This is a genomic window from Mycobacterium sp. NGS66, assembly GCF_059812225.1.
Window position 1 is genome coordinate 171,595 of sequence record NZ_JCALCG010000001.1, and the last position, 20,586, is coordinate 192,180.

21 protein-coding genes are annotated in these 20,586 nt (G+C 69.5%); 8 read left to right on the forward strand and 13 right to left on the reverse strand.

What is annotated here, in order from left to right; all coding sequences use genetic code 11:
* Positions 1-8: 8 nt before the first annotated feature.
* Together AC5Y2L_RS00835 and AC5Y2L_RS00840 are read right to left on the reverse strand one after the other, a co-directional pair.
* The gene (locus tag AC5Y2L_RS00835) at positions 9-671 is read right to left on the reverse strand and encodes a TIGR04282 family arsenosugar biosynthesis glycosyltransferase (RefSeq protein WP_499938588.1); all 663 of its coding nucleotides are present in this window, start codon (positions 669-671) and stop codon (positions 9-11) included.
* On the reverse strand, positions 668-1,324 hold the full coding sequence (locus AC5Y2L_RS00840) for a glycosyltransferase family 2 protein (RefSeq protein WP_499938590.1): 657 nt from the start codon (positions 1,322-1,324) through the stop codon (positions 668-670). The genes AC5Y2L_RS00835 and AC5Y2L_RS00840 overlap by 4 nt, the downstream gene beginning before the upstream one ends.
* A gap of 211 nt (positions 1,325-1,535) precedes the next feature.
* Between AC5Y2L_RS00840 and AC5Y2L_RS00845 the strand changes: the two genes are divergently transcribed.
* Complete coding sequence (locus AC5Y2L_RS00845; protein WP_499938592.1) at positions 1,536-2,204, forward strand: DUF4190 domain-containing protein; 669 nt, start codon at positions 1,536-1,538, stop codon at positions 2,202-2,204.
* An 18-nt stretch (positions 2,205-2,222) separates the two neighbouring features.
* Here AC5Y2L_RS00845 and AC5Y2L_RS00850 read toward each other — a convergent pair whose 3' ends face one another.
* Positions 2,223-4,184, reverse strand: a complete 1,962-nt coding sequence (locus tag AC5Y2L_RS00850) for a DUF7159 family protein (RefSeq protein WP_499938594.1) — start codon at positions 4,182-4,184, stop codon at positions 2,223-2,225.
* 292 nt (positions 4,185-4,476) lie between these two features.
* On the opposite strand from AC5Y2L_RS00850, the gene AC5Y2L_RS00855 reads away from it, so the two are divergent.
* A complete protein-coding gene (locus AC5Y2L_RS00855; RefSeq protein WP_499938596.1) occupies positions 4,477-6,102 on the forward strand; it encodes a DUF7937 domain-containing protein in 1,626 nt (541 codons plus the stop codon).
* 181 nt (positions 6,103-6,283) lie between these two features.
* On the opposite strand, the gene AC5Y2L_RS00860 is transcribed toward AC5Y2L_RS00855, so the two are convergent.
* Positions 6,284-7,321: an NAD-dependent epimerase/dehydratase family protein gene (locus tag AC5Y2L_RS00860; protein WP_499938598.1), complete on the reverse strand. Its 1,038-nt coding sequence runs from the start codon at positions 7,319-7,321 to the stop codon at positions 6,284-6,286.
* Positions 7,318-8,094 (reverse strand): S-methyl-5'-thioadenosine phosphorylase, encoded by a 777-nt coding sequence (locus tag AC5Y2L_RS00865; protein ID WP_499938600.1) that lies wholly within the window; start codon positions 8,092-8,094, stop codon positions 7,318-7,320. Before AC5Y2L_RS00865 ends, AC5Y2L_RS00860 begins: the two co-directional genes overlap by 4 nt.
* A gap of 45 nt (positions 8,095-8,139) precedes the next feature.
* On the opposite strand from AC5Y2L_RS00865, the gene AC5Y2L_RS00870 reads away from it, so the two are divergent.
* Both AC5Y2L_RS00870 and fabH read left to right on the forward strand, forming a co-directional pair.
* A complete protein-coding gene (locus AC5Y2L_RS00870) occupies positions 8,140-9,006 on the forward strand; it encodes a 1,4-dihydroxy-2-naphthoate polyprenyltransferase (RefSeq protein ID WP_499938602.1) in 867 nt (288 codons plus the stop codon).
* A 151-nt stretch (positions 9,007-9,157) separates the two neighbouring features.
* Complete coding sequence (fabH, locus tag AC5Y2L_RS00875; RefSeq protein ID WP_499938604.1) at positions 9,158-10,174, forward strand: beta-ketoacyl-ACP synthase III; 1,017 nt, start codon at positions 9,158-9,160, stop codon at positions 10,172-10,174.
* A 1-nt stretch (position 10,175) separates the two neighbouring features.
* Here the strand turns inward: fabH and AC5Y2L_RS00880 are convergent, their stop codons facing one another.
* Positions 10,176-10,556 carry a DUF4229 domain-containing protein gene (locus tag AC5Y2L_RS00880; RefSeq protein ID WP_499938606.1) on the reverse strand — a complete coding sequence of 127 codons (381 nt, stop codon included), beginning with the start codon at positions 10,554-10,556 and terminating at the stop codon, positions 10,176-10,178.
* Between the two features lie 47 nt (positions 10,557-10,603).
* Here AC5Y2L_RS00880 and AC5Y2L_RS00885 point away from each other — a divergent pair, with 47 nt between their 5' ends.
* Positions 10,604-10,765: a hypothetical protein gene (locus tag AC5Y2L_RS00885; RefSeq protein ID WP_499938608.1), complete on the forward strand. Its 162-nt coding sequence runs from the start codon at positions 10,604-10,606 to the stop codon at positions 10,763-10,765.
* Here the strand turns inward: AC5Y2L_RS00885 and AC5Y2L_RS00890 are convergent.
* From AC5Y2L_RS00890 to hemL, 7 genes are all read right to left on the reverse strand, one after another.
* Entirely contained in the window at positions 10,762-12,069 is a 1,308-nt protein-coding gene (locus AC5Y2L_RS00890; protein WP_499938620.1) for a MinD/ParA family ATP-binding protein, read from the reverse strand. The genes AC5Y2L_RS00885 and AC5Y2L_RS00890 overlap by 4 nt on opposite strands.
* A 66-nt stretch (positions 12,070-12,135) precedes the next feature.
* Positions 12,136-13,122: a c-type cytochrome biogenesis protein CcsB gene (gene ccsB / locus AC5Y2L_RS00895; RefSeq protein WP_499938609.1), complete on the reverse strand. Its 987-nt coding sequence runs from the start codon at positions 13,120-13,122 to the stop codon at positions 12,136-12,138.
* Positions 13,119-14,702, reverse strand: coding sequence for a cytochrome c biogenesis protein ResB (locus AC5Y2L_RS00900; RefSeq protein WP_499938621.1), 1,584 nt, complete (start codon positions 14,700-14,702; stop codon positions 13,119-13,121). The genes ccsB and AC5Y2L_RS00900 overlap by 4 nt, the downstream gene beginning before the upstream one ends.
* A gap of 86 nt (positions 14,703-14,788) precedes the next feature.
* A complete protein-coding gene (locus tag AC5Y2L_RS00905) occupies positions 14,789-15,568 on the reverse strand; it encodes a cytochrome c biogenesis CcdA family protein (RefSeq protein WP_499939560.1) in 780 nt (259 codons plus the stop codon).
* On the reverse strand, positions 15,565-16,149 hold the full coding sequence (locus AC5Y2L_RS00910; RefSeq protein ID WP_499939681.1) for a TlpA disulfide reductase family protein: 585 nt from the start codon (positions 16,147-16,149) through the stop codon (positions 15,565-15,567). The genes AC5Y2L_RS00905 and AC5Y2L_RS00910 overlap by 4 nt, the downstream gene beginning before the upstream one ends.
* A 2-nt stretch (positions 16,150-16,151) precedes the next feature.
* Positions 16,152-16,760 carry a histidine phosphatase family protein gene (locus AC5Y2L_RS00915; protein ID WP_499939562.1) on the reverse strand — a complete coding sequence of 203 codons (609 nt, stop codon included), beginning with the start codon at positions 16,758-16,760 and terminating at the stop codon, positions 16,152-16,154.
* On the reverse strand, positions 16,760-18,082 hold the full coding sequence (gene hemL, locus AC5Y2L_RS00920; protein WP_499939564.1) for a glutamate-1-semialdehyde 2,1-aminomutase: 1,323 nt from the start codon (positions 18,080-18,082) through the stop codon (positions 16,760-16,762). Before hemL ends, AC5Y2L_RS00915 begins: the two co-directional genes overlap by 1 nt.
* Before the next feature lie 58 nt (positions 18,083-18,140).
* Between hemL and AC5Y2L_RS00925 the strand changes: the two genes are divergently transcribed.
* The 3 genes from AC5Y2L_RS00925 to AC5Y2L_RS00935 are packed head-to-tail and all read left to right on the forward strand — an operon-like array spanning position 18,141 to position 20,584.
* Complete coding sequence (locus AC5Y2L_RS00925; RefSeq protein WP_499939566.1) at positions 18,141-19,004, forward strand: hypothetical protein; 864 nt, start codon at positions 18,141-18,143, stop codon at positions 19,002-19,004.
* Between the two features lie 33 nt (positions 19,005-19,037).
* Positions 19,038-19,427 (forward strand): nitroreductase family deazaflavin-dependent oxidoreductase, encoded by a 390-nt coding sequence (locus AC5Y2L_RS00930; protein WP_499939568.1) that lies wholly within the window; start codon positions 19,038-19,040, stop codon positions 19,425-19,427.
* Complete coding sequence (locus AC5Y2L_RS00935) at positions 19,427-20,584, forward strand: enolase C-terminal domain-like protein (protein WP_499939570.1); 1,158 nt, start codon at positions 19,427-19,429, stop codon at positions 20,582-20,584. Before AC5Y2L_RS00930 ends, AC5Y2L_RS00935 begins: the two co-directional genes overlap by 1 nt.
* Positions 20,585-20,586 lie beyond the last annotated feature (2 nt).

The following is a 20,586-nucleotide window of genomic DNA, read 5'->3' on the forward strand; positions in this document are numbered from 1 at the left end:
GCCGACTGTCAGAGGCCGGCCGCGCGGGTGACCCGCGCAAAGCGACTATCGGGCGCGCACGCGTCCCGCACAGCTGCGACGTCGTCGACGACATCGAAATCCGCCAACTCTTCCACGCTTGCAACGGCAATACCGTTGTCCCGCAAAGCCTTCAACGTGAGCTTGCCGGTCTCGGGCGCAGACATGGGCACACCGCGCAGACATTCGGCCATCGCCGGCAGCTGCACGCCGAGCACCCACCATCCCCCATCGCAGGCCAACCCGAGCACGGCCGGGGCCGCGAGCAGCCGGCGCGCGCAACCGGTCAACAAATCGGCGGTGACCTGCGGAGTGTCCATGCCGATTTGCAGCACCGGAAACCCGTCCGCCGAATCGGCGTGGGCGTTGGCCAGCCGGTCGGCGAAGCCGTCGCCGCGCTGCTCGATCACCCTGAACGACTCGAGCCGCCGGCGGATCTCGGCGCCCCCGACGGCAACATCCAGGTCACCGGCGAGGGCGACCACCCGGGCAGCCAACGGAGCGGCGGCGACGGCATCGAGGGTGTCCAGCAGGGCGGCCGCGGCAATCTCGGCGGCGACCAGCTCGCCGACCGTCGCCGCCAGCCGGGTCTTGGCCCGGCCGGGCTCCGGCGCCTTGGCGACCACCAACAAAGTCACCGGTAGGCCGCTCAAGAAATCACCTTCCAGAAGTCCAGGATCGCGGTGAGGCTGCCTCGCAGCGAGCCGCTGACCTTTGACTTGCCGCCGGTCCTGGGGCCATAGCTGATGTCCAGCTCGACCACGCGCCAGCCGGCGGCCGCGGCCCGAACCAGCAGTTCCAGCGGATAGCCCGACCGCCGATCGAGGACACCCAGGTTCAGCAGATCCGCCCGCCGGGCTACCCGCATGGGCGCGATGTCGTGCACCGGCAGGCCATGCCGGGTGCGTAACCGCCAGCTCATCACCACGGTGCCCACCCGGGCGACCCACGGCCAGCGCAGCCCCGGCACCGGCCGGCGCCGGCCGGTGACCAGATCGGCGCCCCGGGCCAGTTCGGCCACCAGCCGAGGCAAATCGGCAGCATTCATCGAGCCGTCGGCATCGATCACGGCCACGATCGGGGTCGTCGCCGCGACCACCCCGGCATGCACCGCCGCGCCATACCCGGGCCGGGGTTCGGTCACCACTTCGGCACCGTGGCGCCGCGCAACCCCGGCGGTATCGTCGCTGCTGTTGTTGTCGACGACCAGTGCCCGGTAGCCGGCGGGAATGGCGGCCAGCACAGCCGGCAGCGACTCTTCCTCGTCGAGGCAGGGCAGCACCACCGTCACCGCTTGCCCGGACATGGCAACCGACACTAGACCGGTGTCGGCGCGCGCTGATATTCGCGTTCCGCGCGGAAATTTCCTGCCAGCTGTGGTTGACTGTGGCCCTCGGAAGGCCTGTCGCCCACCGGCGTGAACCGATCCCGGACGTCAGCGACACCGAGCCCCCTCCCCGCAGTCACCAGTTGACGCAGCCGCGGCAACTCGAGCACAGGAAGCAGCAATGCAGCCCATGGACCAGCACCCGACACAGGCGGCCTCATTTCAGTCGCCCAACTATCCGCCGCCGGGTGATCCGGGCGGGATGAACTACGGGTATCCGGGGTACGGGGCGCCGCCGCCGGTGCCGGGTCCCTACCCGCCGTATCCGGTGGCCCCGCCGACCAACACGATGGCCATCGCGGCGTTGGTGGCCTCACTGATCATCGCTCCGCTGGGCATCATCTTCGGCCATATCTCGCTCTCGCAGATCAAACGATCCGGGGAGGGCGGCCGCGGCCTGGCGATCGCGGGGACGGTAATCGGCTATGTGGGAACGGCTTTCGCCGTCCTCAGCCTCGTCCTCTTTCTGGTGATCATGGGCGCGATGGGCGCCGCAGTCCACCGGGCCAACCGTCACTACACCACACCGACGACGTCTTACTCCACGATCGGTGTTCCGGATGCCTCGGCGGAGGTGATCAGGAACGCCGCAGTCGGCGATTGCATCAGGCGGGTGTCCGGAGCGCCGCGAAGCGACGGCACCACGGACGTGACGGTCTATCCCGCCACCTGCGGGTCGAGTTCGGCCACCGACAAAGTCACCAAGCGGACCAACAGCATCTCCAATTGCAGTGGCCCATGGGTTCAGACGAGGGCCTATTCGCCACCGATCGTGCTGTGCCTTTCCAGGCTGCGGTAACGGGCCTACCGGAGACCGTCAGCTACCACCGCCGCCGCCGGGGAATTTCGGGAACTGCGGCTTGGGCTGCGGCTGCGGCGCCATGGTCGGCATCTGCGGCTTGGGCTGCGGGGCCACCGTCGGCGCCACCGGCTTGGGCTGCGGCGCCACCGTCGGCGCCACCGTCGGCGCCACAGTCGGTTGCTGCGTCTGCGTATGCGGGACGGTCGGCTGCGTGGTGGGCGCCGGCGCCACCGTCGTTTGCTTAGGCGTCGGGGCCGCAGTCGTCGGTTGTGTGCTTGGCGGCGCGGTGGTCACCTGCGGCGCCTTTGACGTCGGGGCCGACGTGCTCGGCGCGGACGGCGTGCCCGACGGCGTGGAGGGCACCGACGATGGTGTCGACGGTGCCGATGGTGTCGACGGTGTCGACGGGGCCGACGGGGTCGTCAGTGTCGGCGGTGTCGTCGTCACCAACGGCTGCTTGCTTGGTGTCGGAGGAGTCGTAATCACCGGCGTCGAAGGAGTGCTAATCACCGGCGGATTCTGCGGCACGGGAGGCACGAACGGCGGCGGCACGAAGATCGGCGGCGGTCGCCAGCCCGGGAACGGAATGAAGATTGGCACCGGGATCGGCATTTTGGGGTCGGGCACGAAACCCGGCACCGGGGCGGCTTCGGGCGCGACCTGCGCGGGCACCTGCGCCGGGACGGCGGGCCCACCGCCACCGCCACCACCGCCCGTGGGCGCCACCAGTTGCGGCGGGATGTAGCCATTGGTGTCAGGGACGACACCGCCCTGGTAGCCCAGGTTGGGCGAGTCAGCCGGCGGCGGTGGCACCGGGGCCTGCTGTTGCGTCGGCAACAGCGGCATGAACTTTCCCGGCGCGGCGTTCTGATGCCCCAGCACCGGCTGGGCGGCCGCGGTCGGCCGGACGGTGACCGCCACCGCGACGGCCAGCGACGCCAAGCCGATCACCGCGAACGCCACCACAGCGTTGCCGAGCAACACCGATCCCCGGCTGAGCTTCGCCTCGCCGGGCTCGGCTTCCTCGTCGTCGACGAATTCATCGCCGTACTCGTCTTCGTACGGCAGCAGCTCGTGGTCGTCGGCCATCGAATACGCCAGCTGCTGTTCCTCGCCACCGGCCGGGACCGTGGGAGCGGCCGGGGTGTACGCCGTCGCGTCTGCGCCATACGCCTGCGGCGACATCGCGGTCGCGTCGCCGTACGCCTGCGGCGACATTGCGGTCGCGTCGCCGTACGCCTGCGGCGACATTGCGGTCGCGTCCGCGGCATACGCCATCGGCGACATCGCCGTCGCGTCGCCGAACGCCTGGCCGGCCAACGCCGCCGCGGGCAGGGCGGACATCGCCGCACCACGAGCCATCGCGAACGTGGGGTCCTCGGCGACCGACACCCGCATGGTCGACGCGTCCCGCAGCTGGTCAGCAACCTGTGAGGTGCGCTCGGAAGACGATCCCACCAAGTAGACGTCGCGCACCCCGCCCGCCTGGTCGCCGAGCCGCGCCAGCATGGTGTCCAAGGCGCCCGTCGCATCGCCGCCGGCAAACTGCCCTGCGGCCAGCACGGTCGGCGGCGAGTCCGGATCGTCAACCGTCGCCGCCGGCGCCAGTAGCGTCGCCGCCTCGTCACCGACCACCAGCATCGCGGGGGCCTGCGGCCCGGCGGCGCGCATCAAGGCCGTCGCGGCCTGCTCCTCCCCCAGGACGACGACGTTCTGCACGCCGGAGTTCTCCAGCGCCTGTCGCAGCCGGTCCGACTGAGGCGCATCCGACCAGCACAATCGGGTGGCAACCAGCCGGTGGTGCTCGTCGGCCAGCAACCGGTTGGTACCGACGATCGTCTCGGTGAGCCGCTCGACCGGGTGGTCATCGAGGTCGACGACCGATTGGTCGATGACCCCGCCACCGCCGGCGCCTGACCCGACAAGAGCCAAGCGGGCAACACGGTCTGCGACCGCCACCCCCAAAACGACGTCCATCGCGGCTCTCCTTCGCCTGGCCACCCCGCAACCAGCAATGTCCCAGCATCATTACACTGCGGTACCGTCGGCAGTATCCAACATCCGGATTAGATTCGCCTATGAACGCAGCGTAACCAGGTTCCCACAGCCTTCCCACCGCCTGGGACGGACACCGTTGAGCAACCTTTGCGGATTTCGGTGTCGCCAGCCCCTGCCGCGTCGCCCGAACGGAGAATATGGTCTCAAGAGAGCATCCACATCAGGTGTGCTCCGCGCCGACACCAACCGTCCTTGATCAACGGGGGGCCTTGTGAGCCAGAGCAGCTACGACGCGCCTACCGGCCCCATCCGCGGGGGGGTTCCGGCCGCGTCCGCGCCGTCGGTAGGGCCGCCGGCAGAGCCGGGTCGGCGGCGCAATCCGAAGCGCGACCTGATCGCCGCGGTGTTGCTGATCATTGCGGCGTTCCTGCCCTGGAACCTGTACTTCGGCGCCGGAATACCGAACAGCAAGACGATCGTGTTCGCGGCACTCGGGGCGGTGACACTGCTTTCCCTCGTCGCGATCGCAGCCCCGCCGGGGCGGTTGCGCCTCATTCTGAACGTCCCCTACTGGCTGTTGGTGGCCGCTTTCATCGGCTTCGACGTGTACGAGACGATCCGTTCCGGCGGCAAGCCACCCCCGCCGGGAGGTGTGGGACCGGGCGCCTGGCTGGGGATCGCCGGCTCGGTGCTGAGCGCGCAACCGCTGATCATCGGCCCGACCGCGGCTGAAGAGCGGCCCGACGGATGGCTGCGGGCGGCCCGGGTCGTCGGCTACCTGTCGCTGATCGGCGCCACGCTGAGCTCGGCGTTCAACCTGTTTTGGCGGGTCTGGTACGCCACGCACGACACCTCGGGCGCCGGCTTCGGCAAGCCGAACATCGTGGTCATCGTCACCGCCACGGTGTACGGGCTGGTTCAGTGGGTCGCGGTCCTGGTCGCGTCCAGGTGGCTTATCAAGGGCACGAAGGCGTTTCACCTGGCCTTGGTCGCGCTCGGGGCCGCGACGCTGCTGGCCGGGCCGCTGGTGTGGTTCTTGCCCATCGGCCGCGACATCGACGCCTTCCACGGCATAGCGCAGAACACCTCGACGGCCGGAGTGGGATACGAGGGATATCTGGCGTGGGCCGTCGGCGTGGCGATTTTCGCGCCCCGGGTGCTGCCCGGTTACCGCCGCGGCGGCCCGGACGACGCCGGTCCCTGGCGGACGGCGGCCCGCGTGGGCTCGACGCTGATCATCGTGTGGTGCCTGGGCTCCGTGCTGATGCGGATCACCGACTTCACCGGCGCGCGCATTCTGAATTACCCATACTCGCGCTACGACAGCATGACGCTGGCCGCATTCGACCTGGCCACCGCGGGCCTGGCGATCTGGCTTCGGATCAAACTGGCCAAGGCTGCGGTGCCGACCAGGCTGATCACCACGCTGACCGGGCTTCTGGTCACGTTCGGCATCGCGCGCGTGGTGTTGGGCATTTGGCTGGCGCCGCGGTTCGTGGTGCCCCCGGGTGGCGGCGGGTGGAACAACCCGGTCTACGGCAACAACCTCGCGCATCAGATCACCAGCACCTTCGACGTGGCACTGTGCGGGCTGGCGCTGGGCATTCTCATCGCCGTGAGGATCAGCGGACAGCTCAGCGGTCGCCGACGGCGACGCCGTAGGCGGCGCGTCCCCGTCCAGGCGGCGCGTGGAGCTGCTCCGGCTGCGGCTCCCCCGCCGTCGGCAGCGGCGACCACCCGCATTCCCGCCGGTGGCGGAGGGCCCGCCGGTGGGGAGCCGCAACTGGCCGGCTCCGGCGCCCCACGCATCTTCCGGGGTGACGACTCGGCCACGCAGCAGATATCCCTGCAGCAGCAGCCGCCCACGCCCAAGATCTACCGCCCGCCGCAGAGCTGAGGCTCGCTGTTTGGTTCTGAATCCTGGGCTTTGCCGGTGAAGCTTGGGCTTTGGTTGTGAATCCTCGGCGTTGCCGGTGAAGCCTGGGCGGACAAATCGCCGGATCCCCGCCATAGCTTCACACCAAAATCCGTAGCTTCACGCCGAAATCCCTGTGTTCACAGCGGACGCCGACGCTCGTTCAGCGCAGGGGCGCAAAGGCGAATTCGCGCAGGCCGTCGCGTGGAGCTACGGCCGCACGAAAACCCAGCACCTGGACCGCCCGGCGGGGATCGGCCACGATGTGGCGCACGTCGCCGCTGCGGTATTGGCCGGTGATCACCGGCTGCACCGTACCGCCGCGCGCATCGCACAACGCGGTGGCCACCTCGAGGATGGCGACGGGGCGTCCCGAGCAGACGTTGACGGCGGTGAACCCGTCCCGCTCGGCAGTTGCCAATGCGGCCGCGAGATTGGCCGCGGCAACGTCGTCGACGTGGACGAAGTCGCGCATCTGCCGCCCGTCCTCGAAAACCCTTGGCGGCTGGCCTTTTTCGAGCGTCGAACGGAAAATCGCCGCCACCCCGGAGTATGGGGTGTCGCGCGGCATGCCCGGTCCGTAGACGTTGTGGTAGCGCAAGGCCAGCACCGACCCGCCCGTCGCCTCCGACCACGCCAGCGCGTAGTGCTCCTGCGCCGCCTTGCTCGCCGCGTACAGGCTGCGTGGGCGCAGCGGGGCATCCTCGTCGACGAGCCGCCAGGCGACCGCCGCCCCGCACACCGGACAGCGGTGCTCGAAGATTCCGGCGTCCAGGTCGGCGCGCCGTCTCGGCAGCGGATCGACCGGGCCGTGCTCGGGGCAGTCGTAGTTGCCCTGCCCGTAGACCACCATCGACGATGCCAGCACCAGACGCCGCACCCCGGCCGCGAACATCTGCGCCAGCAGCACCGTCGTGGCGAAGTCGTTGTGGGCGCCATAGGCGGGCGCGTCGGCGGCGTCCACGCCCGCGCCCACCATCGCGGCCTGGTGGCAAACCAGGTCCACCCCGGCCAACAGCGGACGCAAGGCGTGGGCATCGCGAACGTCGACCTGCCGGCATTCCGGCGGCGGTACCGGGTGTGCTCCGTGGGCGGCGGGCAACAGCGCGTCGACGGCGATCACGTCGTGCCCGGCAGCGCGCAACGCCGCGGCCACGCGTGAGCCGATGAAGCCGGCGGCGCCGGTGAGCAACACCCTCACGGCAGCTCGAACGGCAACGTGACGCCGGTGTGCGCCAGGCAGTGCGTGCAGGCGCGCTCGACGTCGACGCGACCGATGGCCGCCCGTACCAGCGTTTTGAACGGCTCGATGTTCTTCTGGAATTCGGCGAACACATCGACGGCTTTCACGCCTTCGCCCGCTGCCACACCGGCGTCCAAGTCGGTCACCAAAGCTATTGCGGCATAGCATATTTCGAGTTCCCGGGCCAGCACCGCCTCGGGGTAGCCGGTCATGTTGACCAAGCTGAAGCCAGCGGCGGCGAACCACCGGCTCTCGGCCCGGGTGGAAAACCGCGGCCCTTGGATCACCACCATGGTGCCGCCGTCGCACACGCCGGGCAGCCCGGTGGCCGCCGCGCGCAGCGTCGGGCAGTACGGATCGGCGAACTCGACGTGGATGGCGCCGGCGTCGAAATAGGTGTCGGCGCGGCCGGTGGTCCGGTCGACCAGCTGGTCGGGCACCACCACGACGCCGGGTCCGAGTTCGGGTTTCAGGCTGCCGACCGCGCACGGCGCGAACACCTGCCGGACGCCCAGCGCACGCAGGGCCCACATGTTGGCGCGGTAGGGGACGGTGTGCGCCGAGTATTCGTGGTTCGCACCGTGCCGCGGGAGGAAGGCGACTTCGTGCTGGTCGATGAAGCCGATCGTGATCGGCGCGCTGGGTTTGCCGTAAGGGGTGTCTGGATAGACGGTGCGTTCGTCGGAGCCGAGGAACGTGTAGAAACCGCTGCCGCCGATCACTCCGAGCATGTGGCCCATTCTGGTCGATACCGGATGATGCCTTACGTTGCCTGGGTGGCCACTTTCACGCAGTGGATATCCGGTGCGCGTCCGCGCACGCTGCCCAACGCGGTGGCACCCGTGGTCGCGGGCACCGGCGCGGCGGCCTGGCTGCACTCCGCGGTGTGGTGGAAGGCGCTGCTCGCGCTGGTTGTCGCGGTGGCGCTGATTGTGGGGGTCAACTACGCCAACGATTACTCCGACGGCATCCGCGGCACCGATGACAATCGGGCCGGCCCGGTGCGGTTGGTGGGTTCGCGGCTGGCGACGCCGCGGGCGGTGCTGGCCGCGGCGATCGCGGGCCTGACGGTGGGCGCGGTGGCCGGGCTGGTTTTGGCGCTGCTCACCTCGCCGTGGCTGATCGCTGTCGGCGCGGTCTGCATCGCGGGGGCGTGGCTCTATACCGGGGGTTCCAGGCCGTACGGCTACGCCGGCTTCGGCGAACTCGCGGTGTTCGTGTTCTTCGGCCTGGTCGCCGTGCTGGGCACGCAGTACACCCAGGCATTGCGGGTGGACTGGGTGGGGCTGGTGTTGGCTGCGGCGACGGGCGCGTTGTCGTCGTCGGTGCTTGTGGCCAACAACCTGCGGGACATCCCCACCGACGCGCAGTCCGGCAAGTTGACGCTGGCCGTCCGCCTGGGCGATACCCGCACCCGGGTGCTGTATCAGGGGTTGCTGGCCAGCGCCGGGCTGCTGACGCTGGTTTTGATGCTCGCGACGCCGTGGTGTGCGGTCGGGCTGGTGGCCACGCCGCTGGCGCTGCGTGCTGCCCGACCGGTGCGCGCCGGCCGCGGCGGGCCCGAGTTGATTCCGGTGCTGCGTGACACCGGTCTGGCGATGGTGGTGTGGGCGACGGCGGTGGCATCGGCGCTTGCCTGGTAGGGCGGCCCGTCTGACGGCGTTCACTCTGCGCTCAGGGCGCAGTTTTGCGAGAAAGGGTCGCCGCCACCGCAGAATCAATGCCCGCCCGGGGGGCTTTGCGTCTGCTCGGCCGCCAATGTCTACAGTCAGATACAACGAACTGAGGATGGGCATGACGGAGATCGCCAGCAGCACCGGCGCCAAGAGCATCGGGATGCTCAGCGTCGGGGCGTATCGGCCAGAGCGCGTAGTGACCAATGAGGAGATCTGCCAGAACATCGACTCGTCCGACGAGTGGATCTATAGCCGAACCGGGATCAAGACCCGCCGCTTCGCGGCCGACGACGAATCCGCCGCTTCCATGGCTACTGAGGCCTGCCGGCGGGCACTGAAGAACGCATCGCTGGACGCAGCCGACATCGACGGCGTGATCCTCACTACCAACACGCATTTCCTGCAGACCCCGCCGGCGGCGCCGATGGTGGCAGCGGCGTTGGGCGCCAAGGACATTCTTGGGTTCGACCTGTCCGCCGGGTGCGCCGGCTTCGGCTATGCGCTGGGTGTGGCGGCCGACATGATCCGGGGCGGCGGTGCCGCCAAGATGCTGGTGGTCGGCACGGAGAAGTTGTCCCCGACGATCGACATGTACGACCGCGGCAACTGCTTCATCTTCGCCGACGGCGCGGCCGCGGTGGTGGTCGGCGAAACACCGTTCCAGGGCATCGGGCCGACCGTCGCGGGCAGCAACGGCGAACAGGCCAACGCCATCCGCCAGGACATCGACTGGATCACGTTCGCCCAAAACCCAAGTGGCCCACGCCCATTCGTGCGGCTAGAAGGTCCCGCGGTGTTCCGCTGGGCGGCGTTCCAGATGGGCGACGTCGGGCGCAGAGCACTAGAGGTCGCCGGCGTCGGGCCGGATCAGATCGACGTGTTCGTACCTCATCAAGCCAACAGCCGAATCAACGAACTGCTGGTCAAGAACCTGAAGTTGCGACCGGACGTGATTGTCGCCAACGACATCGAGCAGGCCGGAAACACCTCGGCGGCGTCGATCCCGTTGGCCATGGCCGAACTGATGGCCACGGGTGCGGCCAAGCCGAACGATCTGGCCCTGCTCATCGGCTACGGCGCGGGCCTGAGCTACGCCGCGCAGGTGGTCCGGATGCCGCTGCACTGCGACGCGTAGCTCACGCCCCCTCGCTCGGCTCCCCGTCGGCCTCATCGTCGGCCACCGCCTCACCGCGCAGCCGGGCCCGCAGCTTTTCCCGCTCGGCGCGTCGGCGCTCGTCGGCAATCGCCAGCGCCGCGGTGGCGCGCCGGCGCAGCGGGCTGAACACCCAGATGCCCAACGGCATCGCGATGATGAGGGCGAACAACGCCGCCACGGCGATCGGGAATTCCGTGACCCCCAGCAACCGCGCCGTCCCGTAAATCGCGGCACCGACCACCACGACCAGGAGCAGTCGAGCCGTCGCGTACAGCAGAACGTCGGGAACCACCCGGGGCGCCCGATCCCGACCGTCGTTCTCAGCTGTCCCAGTGGTACTGCCGCTCTGCCCTTTCGACACAGCCCCGAGCCTACGGCGCAGGTATATTCGCTCCAAGGAGGTGTCGAGTGCTCTACCTGTTCCTGGTCCTAATTCTGGGGACGCTGATCTATTTCGGCTGGCGTGCGGCGCGGGCGCAGGCCAACCGGCCCAAAACTCGTGTCATCGGCCCAGACGACGATCCGGACTTCTTGTGGCGGTTGAGCCACGGGGACAACAACCCGCGTTAAGCATGTCCCACGTTGGCCCGTGACTCGCTAGGGAATCCACCGGCGACAACGGCAGCCAGCTCGGTGAGCGCTTCGCGAGTCTGCCGCCGCAGCCGCGACAAATCCACCTCGGCGCCCTCCTCGAGGTGCGGGTCGAATGGCACCAGCCGCACCGCGCGGCAGCGTCGTGAGAAGTGGTCGAGTACCTTCTGCATGTCGACGTTGCCCGACCTGGGCCGTACCGCATTGATCACTGCGACCGACGAACGCACCAGGTCCTCGTGGCCATGCGCGTCCAGCCAATCCAGCGTCGCCGACGCACTGCGGGCGCCGTCGATGGACCCCGAGCTGACCACGATCAGGGCGTCGGACTTGGCCAGCACCGCCGACATGGCCGAGTGCAGCAGCCCGGTGCCGCAGTCCGTGATCACCAGGCCGTAGAACCGCTCCAGGATGTCCAGGGTGCGGCGGTAGTCCTCGCCGCTGAACGCGTCCGACACGGACGGATCGCTTTCGGACGCCAGCACTTCCAGCCCGCTCGGCCCGCGCGAGGTGTAGCGGGAGACATCGCTGTACCGCTCGATGGTTCCGGCGTCGTGCAGCAGCTGCCGCACCGTTGCCGACGTCTCCAGCGGAATCTTCTGGCTCAGCGTCCCGCGATCCGGATTGGCGTCGACGGCCACCACCCGGTCTCCGCGGATGGAAGCCAAGGTGGCGCCCAGCGTCGCGGCGATGGTGGTCTTGCCGACGCCGCCCTTGAGCGACAGCACGGCGATGCGATAGCACCCCCGCAACGGCCGGTTGATCTGCGCCACCAGGTCGTTGTGCCGGGCGGCGCGCGGGCTTTCGCCCACGTTGATCAGCCGCCCGGACAGCACGTAGAGCAGCCGGCGCCAGCCCTCGGTCGGCGGCGGCTTGATCGGTCGCAACAGCATGCTGGTGGACAGCTCCGGATACGGCGTGTGTGGCACGGCTTCCGGTCGGAAGGGGGCGTCCACGTGAGCGGCGGATGCCTCAGCCGGGCCGGTGTAGTAGCCGCCGAATCCCGGTTCGATCGGCCGGATGCCGGTCGCCGGACTCGAGTCCCAGGGCGCCACCGGAGCCGGTGCGGTGGGTGGGACGAGGCCGCGCGGGTCGACGCCCGGGCGCCGCGTCTGGGTGCGGAACCCCGCGAAGGCACGCGTGGGAGGTTCGCTGCCGGAATGCGGCTCGCCATGGTGGGGCGGCTCGGCCTGGTAGGGCGGCAACTCCCGGGTGGGAGGATCCGCCGCGCCACGGCCGCCTTGGCCGGTGGGCGCCCCCACTTGATGCTCGGACACGTGCAGTTCCCCCTTTGGGCCGCTGCTTGGCCCCTCGGTTGCTTGTTGGCCGGGCCGAATGCTGACGATCAGTCAGCCCACGCCCGCGTAGGAATGCAGGCCTACAGTCACCAGGTTAACGAAGAACAAGTTGAAGACCATCGCCACGAAGCCCACGACGTTGATCCAGGCCGCCCTGCGGTCCCGCCATCCCGCCGTTGACCTGGCATGTAGGTAGGCCGCGTAGACCACCCAGGCAATGAACGAGACGGTCTCCTTGGGGTCCCAGCCCCAGTACCGGCCCCAGGCTTGCTCGGCCCAGATGGCGCCGAATATGACACCGAAACCGAACACCGGGAACGCGAAGATCGTGGTCCGATAGGCAACCCGGTCCAGCGTCTGCGCGTCGGGTAACCGCCGCACCACCCGGGCCAGTGCGCCGTCAGCGTCGGGCTCCGCCAGCCGCGATGTGCGCAACAGGAACAAGACGCTGGCGATGCCGGCGACCAGGAACACCCCCGAACCCAGGCTGACCACCGACACGTGAATGGGCAGCCAGTACGACTGCAGCGCGGGCATCACAGGCGCGGCGTTGGCGTAGAGCCAGCGTCCGGAGACGGCGAGCAGGATCAGCACCGGCACCAGCAGGAAGACCCACAGCGGGCGGTACTGCGGGCGGCGCAGCACGATCGCGCCGGCGACCAGACCGCTGAAGCAGGTCAGGTTGATGAACTCGTACATGTTGCCCCACGGCACCCGCATGGTGGCCAGGCCGCGCAGCACGATGCAGGCGAACAGCAGCCCGATACCGAGGTAGACGACGGCCAGCCCGGCCCGCCCTACGCGTTCGTCGAACGGGCGTTGCGCAGCGTCCACCACCACGCCCGGAGTCGAGCTGTCGGCGGCGACGCCGGCGGGGACGGCGGCCAGCGCTCGCGCGCGGGTGTCGGCGCGGCGGCTGCCGACGTAGGCCAGCTCGAAGGCCAACAGCAGCAGCGCGACCACCAGCGCCACCACCGCCGAGGTGAACGCCCAGTCGGAGTACCTGGACAGGCCGATGTTGACATGCAGGGTATTCATTGCAGGTTCACCTGAGAACTCCTCGTGGCCGCCGTTGCGGGCTCGTCGTCGGGGTGGCTCAGCCCGGCCAACAACCGCTCGGTCAGCCGCTCGAACTCATCGCCCCACCCGGAGTTGTCGGTGCGCGCCAGACCGCCCAGTTCGACGTTCACCGTACCGGCGGCCTCGTCGCCGGCAGGGACAAGCCGCACCCACACCCGTCGCCGGCGGACCAGCAGCGACACCAGCAGTCCGGCCATCATCGTGATGGCGAAAACCAGCACCCAGGCCTGGCCCGGGTCGTGGGAGACCTGCAGGTTGACGAAAGGCACGGCGCCGTCGAAGCGGACCGTGGTGCCATCAGGGTCCAGCCGCACGACTTCCCCGACGCGCAGGTTGACTCGTTTCTCCTTGGTGAGCCGGCCCTGCTCGATCAGCCGCGGGTCCAGGGCGAACAGTGACTGGGGCCGGCCGGTGTCCAGCCCGGTGTCGCCGCGGTAGATGTCGATGGCCACCGCCGGGTCGTTGAGCGCCGGGAACCGCGACGACAGCAGGGTGCCGTCGAGCTGTTCGGTGGGCGCCAGCAGGCCCTGGATCGCGATCTCGTGTTTGCGGCGCTGCTCGGCGTTGGGGTAGCTGCCGGCCGGCGGGTCGATGCGAGCCACACCCGACGACAGCAATGTCTGCGGGTTGTCGGGTCGCCATTGCACCGTTGACGTGCGGGTCTGCCCGTCCGGGAAGGTCACCGTGAAGGTGGGCGCGTAGCCGTGGCCCTGCAGGTAGACCCGGTCACCGCCGACCCGCAGCGGGCGGTTGACCTCCAGCCGGTAGGGCCGCCACACATTTGCGGTCAGATCCTTGCCGGATTGGTAGACGATGTCGGCGGCAAACGAGGTGGCCTGCCCGGACGACAGGTAGTTGGCGGCGAAGTCGTTCACCCGGATGCAGATGGGGTGCAGCGAGGTGCCGTCGACGGTGTTCCCGGCCCGGAACGAGTCGAACGCGGCCGGCGACGCCGAGCAGAACCCGGGCCCGCCGTCGGCGATGACGATGACGTTGCCCTCGTAGCCGAACAACTTGCCGACCGCCACCGCGACCAGCAGGCCCAGCAGCGAGAAGTGGAACAGCAGGTTGCCGAATTCGCGCAGGTAGCCCTTCTCGGCGGACACCTCGACGGTCTGACCCTCGTGCCGGACTGTGCAGCGCCAGCCGCGCAGCCGGCCGGCGATGGTGGCGGCCAGTGCGGCGGGGTCGCCCGTGGTCCGGGCGGTGGCGTGCTTGGGCAGCCGGGCCAAGTTGCGCGGCGCGGCGACCGGGGTGGCGCGCAGGCTGCGGGCCTGCTCGATCATCCGCGGGGTGAGGCAGCCGACCAGGGACACGAACAGCAACACGTAGATGGCGGTGAACCAGAAGCTGGAGAACACGTCGAAGGCCTGCAGCTGGTCGAGCCATGGGCCGATCACCGGGTGGGCCGTGAGGTAGTCGTCGACCTTGCCGGCGTTAAGGCTGCGCTGCGGCAACAGTGCACCGGGTATCGCGCCCAGCGCCAGCAGGAACAGCAGCACCAGCGCGGTGCCCATCGACGTCAGCGAGCGCCACAGCTTTTTTACGGCGAGCAGACGCAAAATCCCCCAAAATGGCCCATTTTGGGGGGATTTTGCGTCTGCTCGCGCCACTGCTCGCGCCATCAAATCGGCAACCTCACGTCGGACACGAACGCGTCGCGGAGCCAGCCGACGAACTCGTTCCAGACCCCGGTCACCAGCGCGGCACCGACGGCGATCAACAGCACGCCGCCAAAGATTTGGATTGCCCTGGTATGGCGACGCAGCCAGCCCAGCGCCGCGACGGCCCCGGCCGAGCCGAATGCCAGCAACACGAACGGGATGCCCAGCCCCAGGCAGTAGGCGATTACCAGCGCGATTCCGCGCGGCACGTTGGCACCCTCGGTGGCCGAGGCGACGGTGATCACCCCGGTCAGCGTCGGGCCCAGGCAGGGCGTCCAGCCAAGCGCGAAGACCGCGCCCAGCAGCGGCGCCCCCGCCACCGTCGTCAGTTGCAGCGGGCTGAACCGGGCGGGGCGCTGCAGCACGGGGATGAACCCGACGAACACCAGCCCCATCACGATGGTCAGTACGCCACCGACCCGCTGCAGCAGCACCTGGTTGGTGATCAATGTCGAGGTCATTCCCAGCACCGCGACGGTGCCCAGCACGAACACCGTGGTGAATCCGGCCACGAACAGCGCCGCCGACCCGGTGACGCGCCAGCGGGCCGCCGGCGGGGCTTTGACAGCACCGGCCGGCGAATCCTCGGCGACCCCGACCACCGCCGCCAGGTACGACAGATAGCCCGGCACCAGCGGCACCACGCACGGCGAGGCGAACGACACCAGCCCGGCCAGCAAACACACGCCCAGGGCCACCAGCAGCGGCCCGGCGGCGGCGACGTGGGCAAACCCGGTCATGGCGCCTCGGCAGCCAACCGTTGCACCACGGGCTGCAGATCCTGGGCCAGCAGTTCGCGCAGGAACACCGCCGCGACCCGATGCCGGCGGTCCAGCACCAGCGTGGAGGGGATGACGGAGCTGGGATACTTGCCGCCGAAGGCAATCAGGGTGCGCATCGGCGGGTCATAGATCGACGGGAACGTGACATGGCGGTCGTTGACGAAGTCCTGCGCGGCCTGGCGGCTGTTGTCGCGGACGTCGATGCCCAGGAAAGACGTCCCGGAATCGCGGGTGGCGTCGTACACCCGCTGCAGCTGGGTGACCTCGGCGCGGCAGGGCCCACACCACTGCCCCCATACGTTGATGACGACGACACGGCCGGCGAACTGCGCGTCGTCCAGCGAGATGGTGCGCGCCGGATCCGCCAGGTCGGGGCCGGAAAGCGGGCCCGGCCGTCCGCGACTAGCCGGTGGGTCGTAGTAGATGTCGGTCTTGCCGCCGGGCGAGACGAACTCGAACGTGCCGCCCTGCGCCACGGCGTCGCGGCCGGCACAGCCCGCCAGCAGCGTGACCAACAGTGCGATCGCCAGCCCGCGCATGGTCACGGACCCGCCGGTTGGGAGTATTCGACGCCGGCCAACCGGTCGCCGTCGTAGACCAGCGTGGTCACCGACGCCAGCCCACACTGGCGCCGCCGCGGGTCGTGCCAGACCCGCTTGCCGGTCAGATGTAGCCGCACCGTCCACACCGGCAGCTGGTGGCTGACGCACACCACCTCATGCCCGGCGCCGCGCACGCGCGCCTTTTCCACCGCGGTCACCATCCGGGCTGCGATCTCGGCATAGGGCTCACCCCATGACGGGGTGAACGGGTTGCGCAGCTGCCACCAGAACCGGGGGTCGCGCCACGCGCCGTCACCTGGGCCGACGCGCCGGCCCTCGAAGAAGTTGGTCGATTCGATCAGGTCCGGGTCGGTGTCCACCGGCAGGTCGTGGCGGGCGGCGATGGGTGCCGCGGTTTCCTGGGCCCGCTGCAGCGGGGAGGCGATGACGGCGACGACGTCGCGGTCGGCCAGGAAGTCGGCGACGGCGGCCGCCTGGGCGCGGCCCCGCTCGGACAGGTGGAATCCGGGCAGGCGTCCGTAGAGGATGCCGGTGGGGTTGTGCACCTCGCCGTGGCGGACCAGGTGGACTCGGGTTTGCTCGGCCATCACGATTCCTTCGCGCCGGCAGCAGCCCGGGCCGCGACGGGTAAGGCGTCGGCGATCCGGTCGAACGCGGTGTCGTCCAGAGCGGCCGAGACGAACCATGCCTCGAAGGCACTGCACGGCGGGTAGACGCCGGCGTCCAACAGGGCGTGGAAGAACGGCGGGTAACGCCAGGTCTGGCTGGCCCGCGCGGACGCGAAATCGGTCACCGGCGTCTCGGTGAAAAAGACGCTGAGCATGTTGCCTGCACGCGAAATCTGGTGCGGCACACCGGCATCGGTCAACGCGTCGGCTAGCAACCCGGCCAGACGATCGGCGTTGTCATCCAGCGCGCGATACACCTGCTGGTCGGCGGCCCGCAGCGTGGCCAGCCCGGCGGCCACCGCCACCGGGTTTCCCGACAAGGTGCCGGCTTGGTACACCGGGCCCAGCGGCGCCAGCCGCTCCATCACGTCGGCGCGTCCGCCGAACGCGGCGGCCGGCAACCCCCCGCTCATCACCTTGCCGAAGGTGAACAGGTCGGCGGGCACCGGATCGATTCCGTACCAACCACTTCGGCTCACCCGGAAGCCCGTCATCACCTCGTCGACGATGAGCAACGCGCCGTGCTCGGCGGTGATCTCTCGCAGGGCGGCGTTGTAGCCCGGCGCGGGCGGGACGACGCCCATGTTTCCCGGGCTGGCTTCGGTGATCACCGCGGCGATCTCGTCGCCGAACCGCGCGAACGTCTGCCGCACCGCGTCAATGTCGTTGTAAGCCAACACAATTGTGTCGGCTGCGGCCGCGCCGGTCACCCCGGGCGACGACGGGAGGCCAAGCGTCGCCACGCCCGAGCCCGCGTCGGCAAGCAGCGAGTCCACATGCCCGTGGTAGCAGCCGGAGAACTTGACGATCTTGGCCCGGCCGGTGAAGCCGCGGGCCAGCCGCACGGCGCTCATGGTGGCCTCGGTGCCCGAGTTCACCAGTCGGATCCGCTCGACCGGCGTCACCCGGCCGATGATCTCGGCCGCCAGCTGGGTCTCGGCCGGCGTCGGCGCCCCGAACGACAGGCCACCCGATGCCGCCTTGGCGACCGCGTCGACGACGGCGGGGTGGGCGTGGCCCAGGATCATCGGACCCCATGAGCAGACCAGGTCGACGTAGCGGTTGCCGTCGGCGTCCGTGAGCCAGCAGCCGTGGGCCTCGGTGATGAAGCGCGGGGTGCCGCCCACCGCGGTGAAGGCCCGCACCGGAGAATTCACTCCACCAGGGATGACCCGGGAGGCGTCGTCGAACAGCCGCGCCGAGGCGCGCACGCTGGCGGTCGCCTGGTCGGTGCTACCCATGCCGACCAGTGTCTCAGCATCCTCGACCGGTTCAACTACAGGGTGTAAGAGTGCCTTGATGACACGGCAGTCGGCCGCGGCGGTCGCACAGGCCCGGGTCGCCGCGGTCCGCGACGATCCGCACGGTCGGCTGGCACTGATGCGGGAGCTCTACCGGGTCCCCGCCGACCTCGACCGGGGTCATCTGCCGTATCGGCAGGCGGCGTCGGCGTTCATGGCATGGCAGCTGCGACGCGGCCTGCTGAACCCAGCGGCTGGCGCGAGGCCGGGCAGTCCATGGTGGCGAGCCATGAACGAACGGTTGCTTCGCGACGGCTGGGAAGCCCGCGCCCTGTCGTTCGGTCATTCCGGGAAGCCGGACTCACCGGCGTTGGCCGCGTCGCTCGAGTTCATCCGTCATCCGTCCGCCGGGCGCTGGTATCGCGCCCACAACACCAGCGTCGTCGGCGCTTATCTTGAGCATGAGCACCTGGCATGGCAAGAGTCCCGGGTGGAACGGTTCTTCATCAACCTGGTGCTGATGCGGGTCCTGTATGCGCATGCCCTGGTGGCCGCGCCCCGGCTGGCGCTGGACCGGCTGGCCCTCGTGGGCCGGCCACTGGGCGATCCACGGCTTGGGATGACCGGCATTTTCCTGTCGCTGTCGCGCGTGCTTCCCGACCGCTATCCGCTCGGCAACGACCTCGCGCCCTACCTCAAGGGCGAACACGGCCTGGCCCACGTGCTGGACGTCGGTGTCATCCAGCCGCGGCTGGAAAGCCTTTACGACTGGTCCGCCTGCGAGCTGGACATTCCCGGGCTGCGCCGGCTGCTGTGCGGCGAGACACCCTGCTACGCGTGGCCTGCGGACGACCAGCAGCCCTGGCATCCACCGCCCACCCGGGCAGCGCGGCTGGCCCGTCGCTTGCTGCCCGCGGGTTGAAGTCCGCTGGGGCCGACGAGTTGGATGGGTGGCATGCGATTTCCCGAACGACTCGCCCGCTTCAACCGGTACGTGACCAATCCCGTTCAGCGGCTGTGGGCCGGCCGGCTGCCCGGCTACGCGATCATTGAGCACGTCGGCCGCCGTTCGGGAAAGCGTTACCGCACGCCCGTCAACGCCTTCACCACCAGCGTGGACGGCAAGCCCGGCGTCGCAGTTCCGCTGGCCTACGGCCCCGACCGGGACTGGCTGAAAAACCTCAAGGCGACCGGCAGCGGCCAAATGCGCCGCAACGGCAAGACCATCGGAATCACCAATCCGACGGTGGTCAGCAGGGACGCCGCGGCGGCGCATGTGACCCGCGGCCGCGCGATCTTCGCCAGGCTGCCGTGGGAAGAGGCGGTGCTGTTTACCGCCGAGTGATGCGGATCACCGCGATCCGGGAACGGGCCGTCCGGCTCCACGGCAGCCCGGCCAACGCTGTCATCAACTTCGCCGGCCACACCGTGTCGCTGGTCGCCCTGATCGCCGAACGGGACGGCAGACGAGTGGTCGGCGTCGCCTTCGACTCGATCGGCCGCTTCGCGCAAAGCGGGATCCTGCGCGACCGGCTGATCCCGCGCGTCCTGGCCGCAACCCCGGAAGCCTTGCTCGACGATTCGGGACGGATTGATCCCGCAGCGGTGGCGGCCTGCGCACTCACCGACGAGAAGCCCGGCGGCCACGGAGATCGGGCCGCGGCCGCCGCGGCCCTGGAACTGGCGTGCTGGGACCTCAACGCCAAGCTCGCCGACGAACCCGCCTACGCGACCATCGCCCGCCACTTTCGGCGTGAGCCGGCCCGGAGTGTCGCGGTGTATGCCGCCGGCGGTTACTACTACCCCGACGACCGGGGCACGGAGCGCCTGCGCGACGAGATGCGCGGTTACCTCGACCTGGGCTATGACGCTGTGAAGACGAAAATCGGCGGAGCCCCGCTGGACGAGGATCTGGCCCGGATCGAGGCCGTCGTCGACGTGGTCGGTGACGGCGGCCGGGTGGCGGTCGACGCCAACGGACGCTTCGACCGGCAGGCGGCCGTGCAGTGGGCTAAGGCCCTGACCCCATACGGCCTGCGTTGGTTCGAAGAGCCCGGCGGCCCTTTGGATTTCGAGCTCAACCGGGCAGTGACGGGCTGTTACGACGGCGCGGTAGCGACCGGTGAAAACCTCTTCTCGGTGCCCGACGTCACGAACCTGGTTCGATACGGGGGCATGCGGCCCGGGCGCGACATCTTCCAGATGGACGCCGGCTTGAGCTACGGGTTGACCGAGTACGCGCGAATGCTCGAGGTGCTCGAGGCCCACGGCTTCGATCGTCGGTTTGCCTTCCCGCACGGCGGACACCTGATCAACCTGCACATCGCTCTCGGGCTGGGACTGGGCGGGTGTGAGTCCTACCCCGGCGTGTTCCAGCCCTTCGGCGGATACTCCGACGGCTGCTCGCTGCGCGACGGCCGCATCACGCCGACGGACGAACCCGGCTTCGGGCTGGAGCAGAAGGCCGGTCTGGCCGCGCTGATCACCGAGTTGACCGGCTAGGA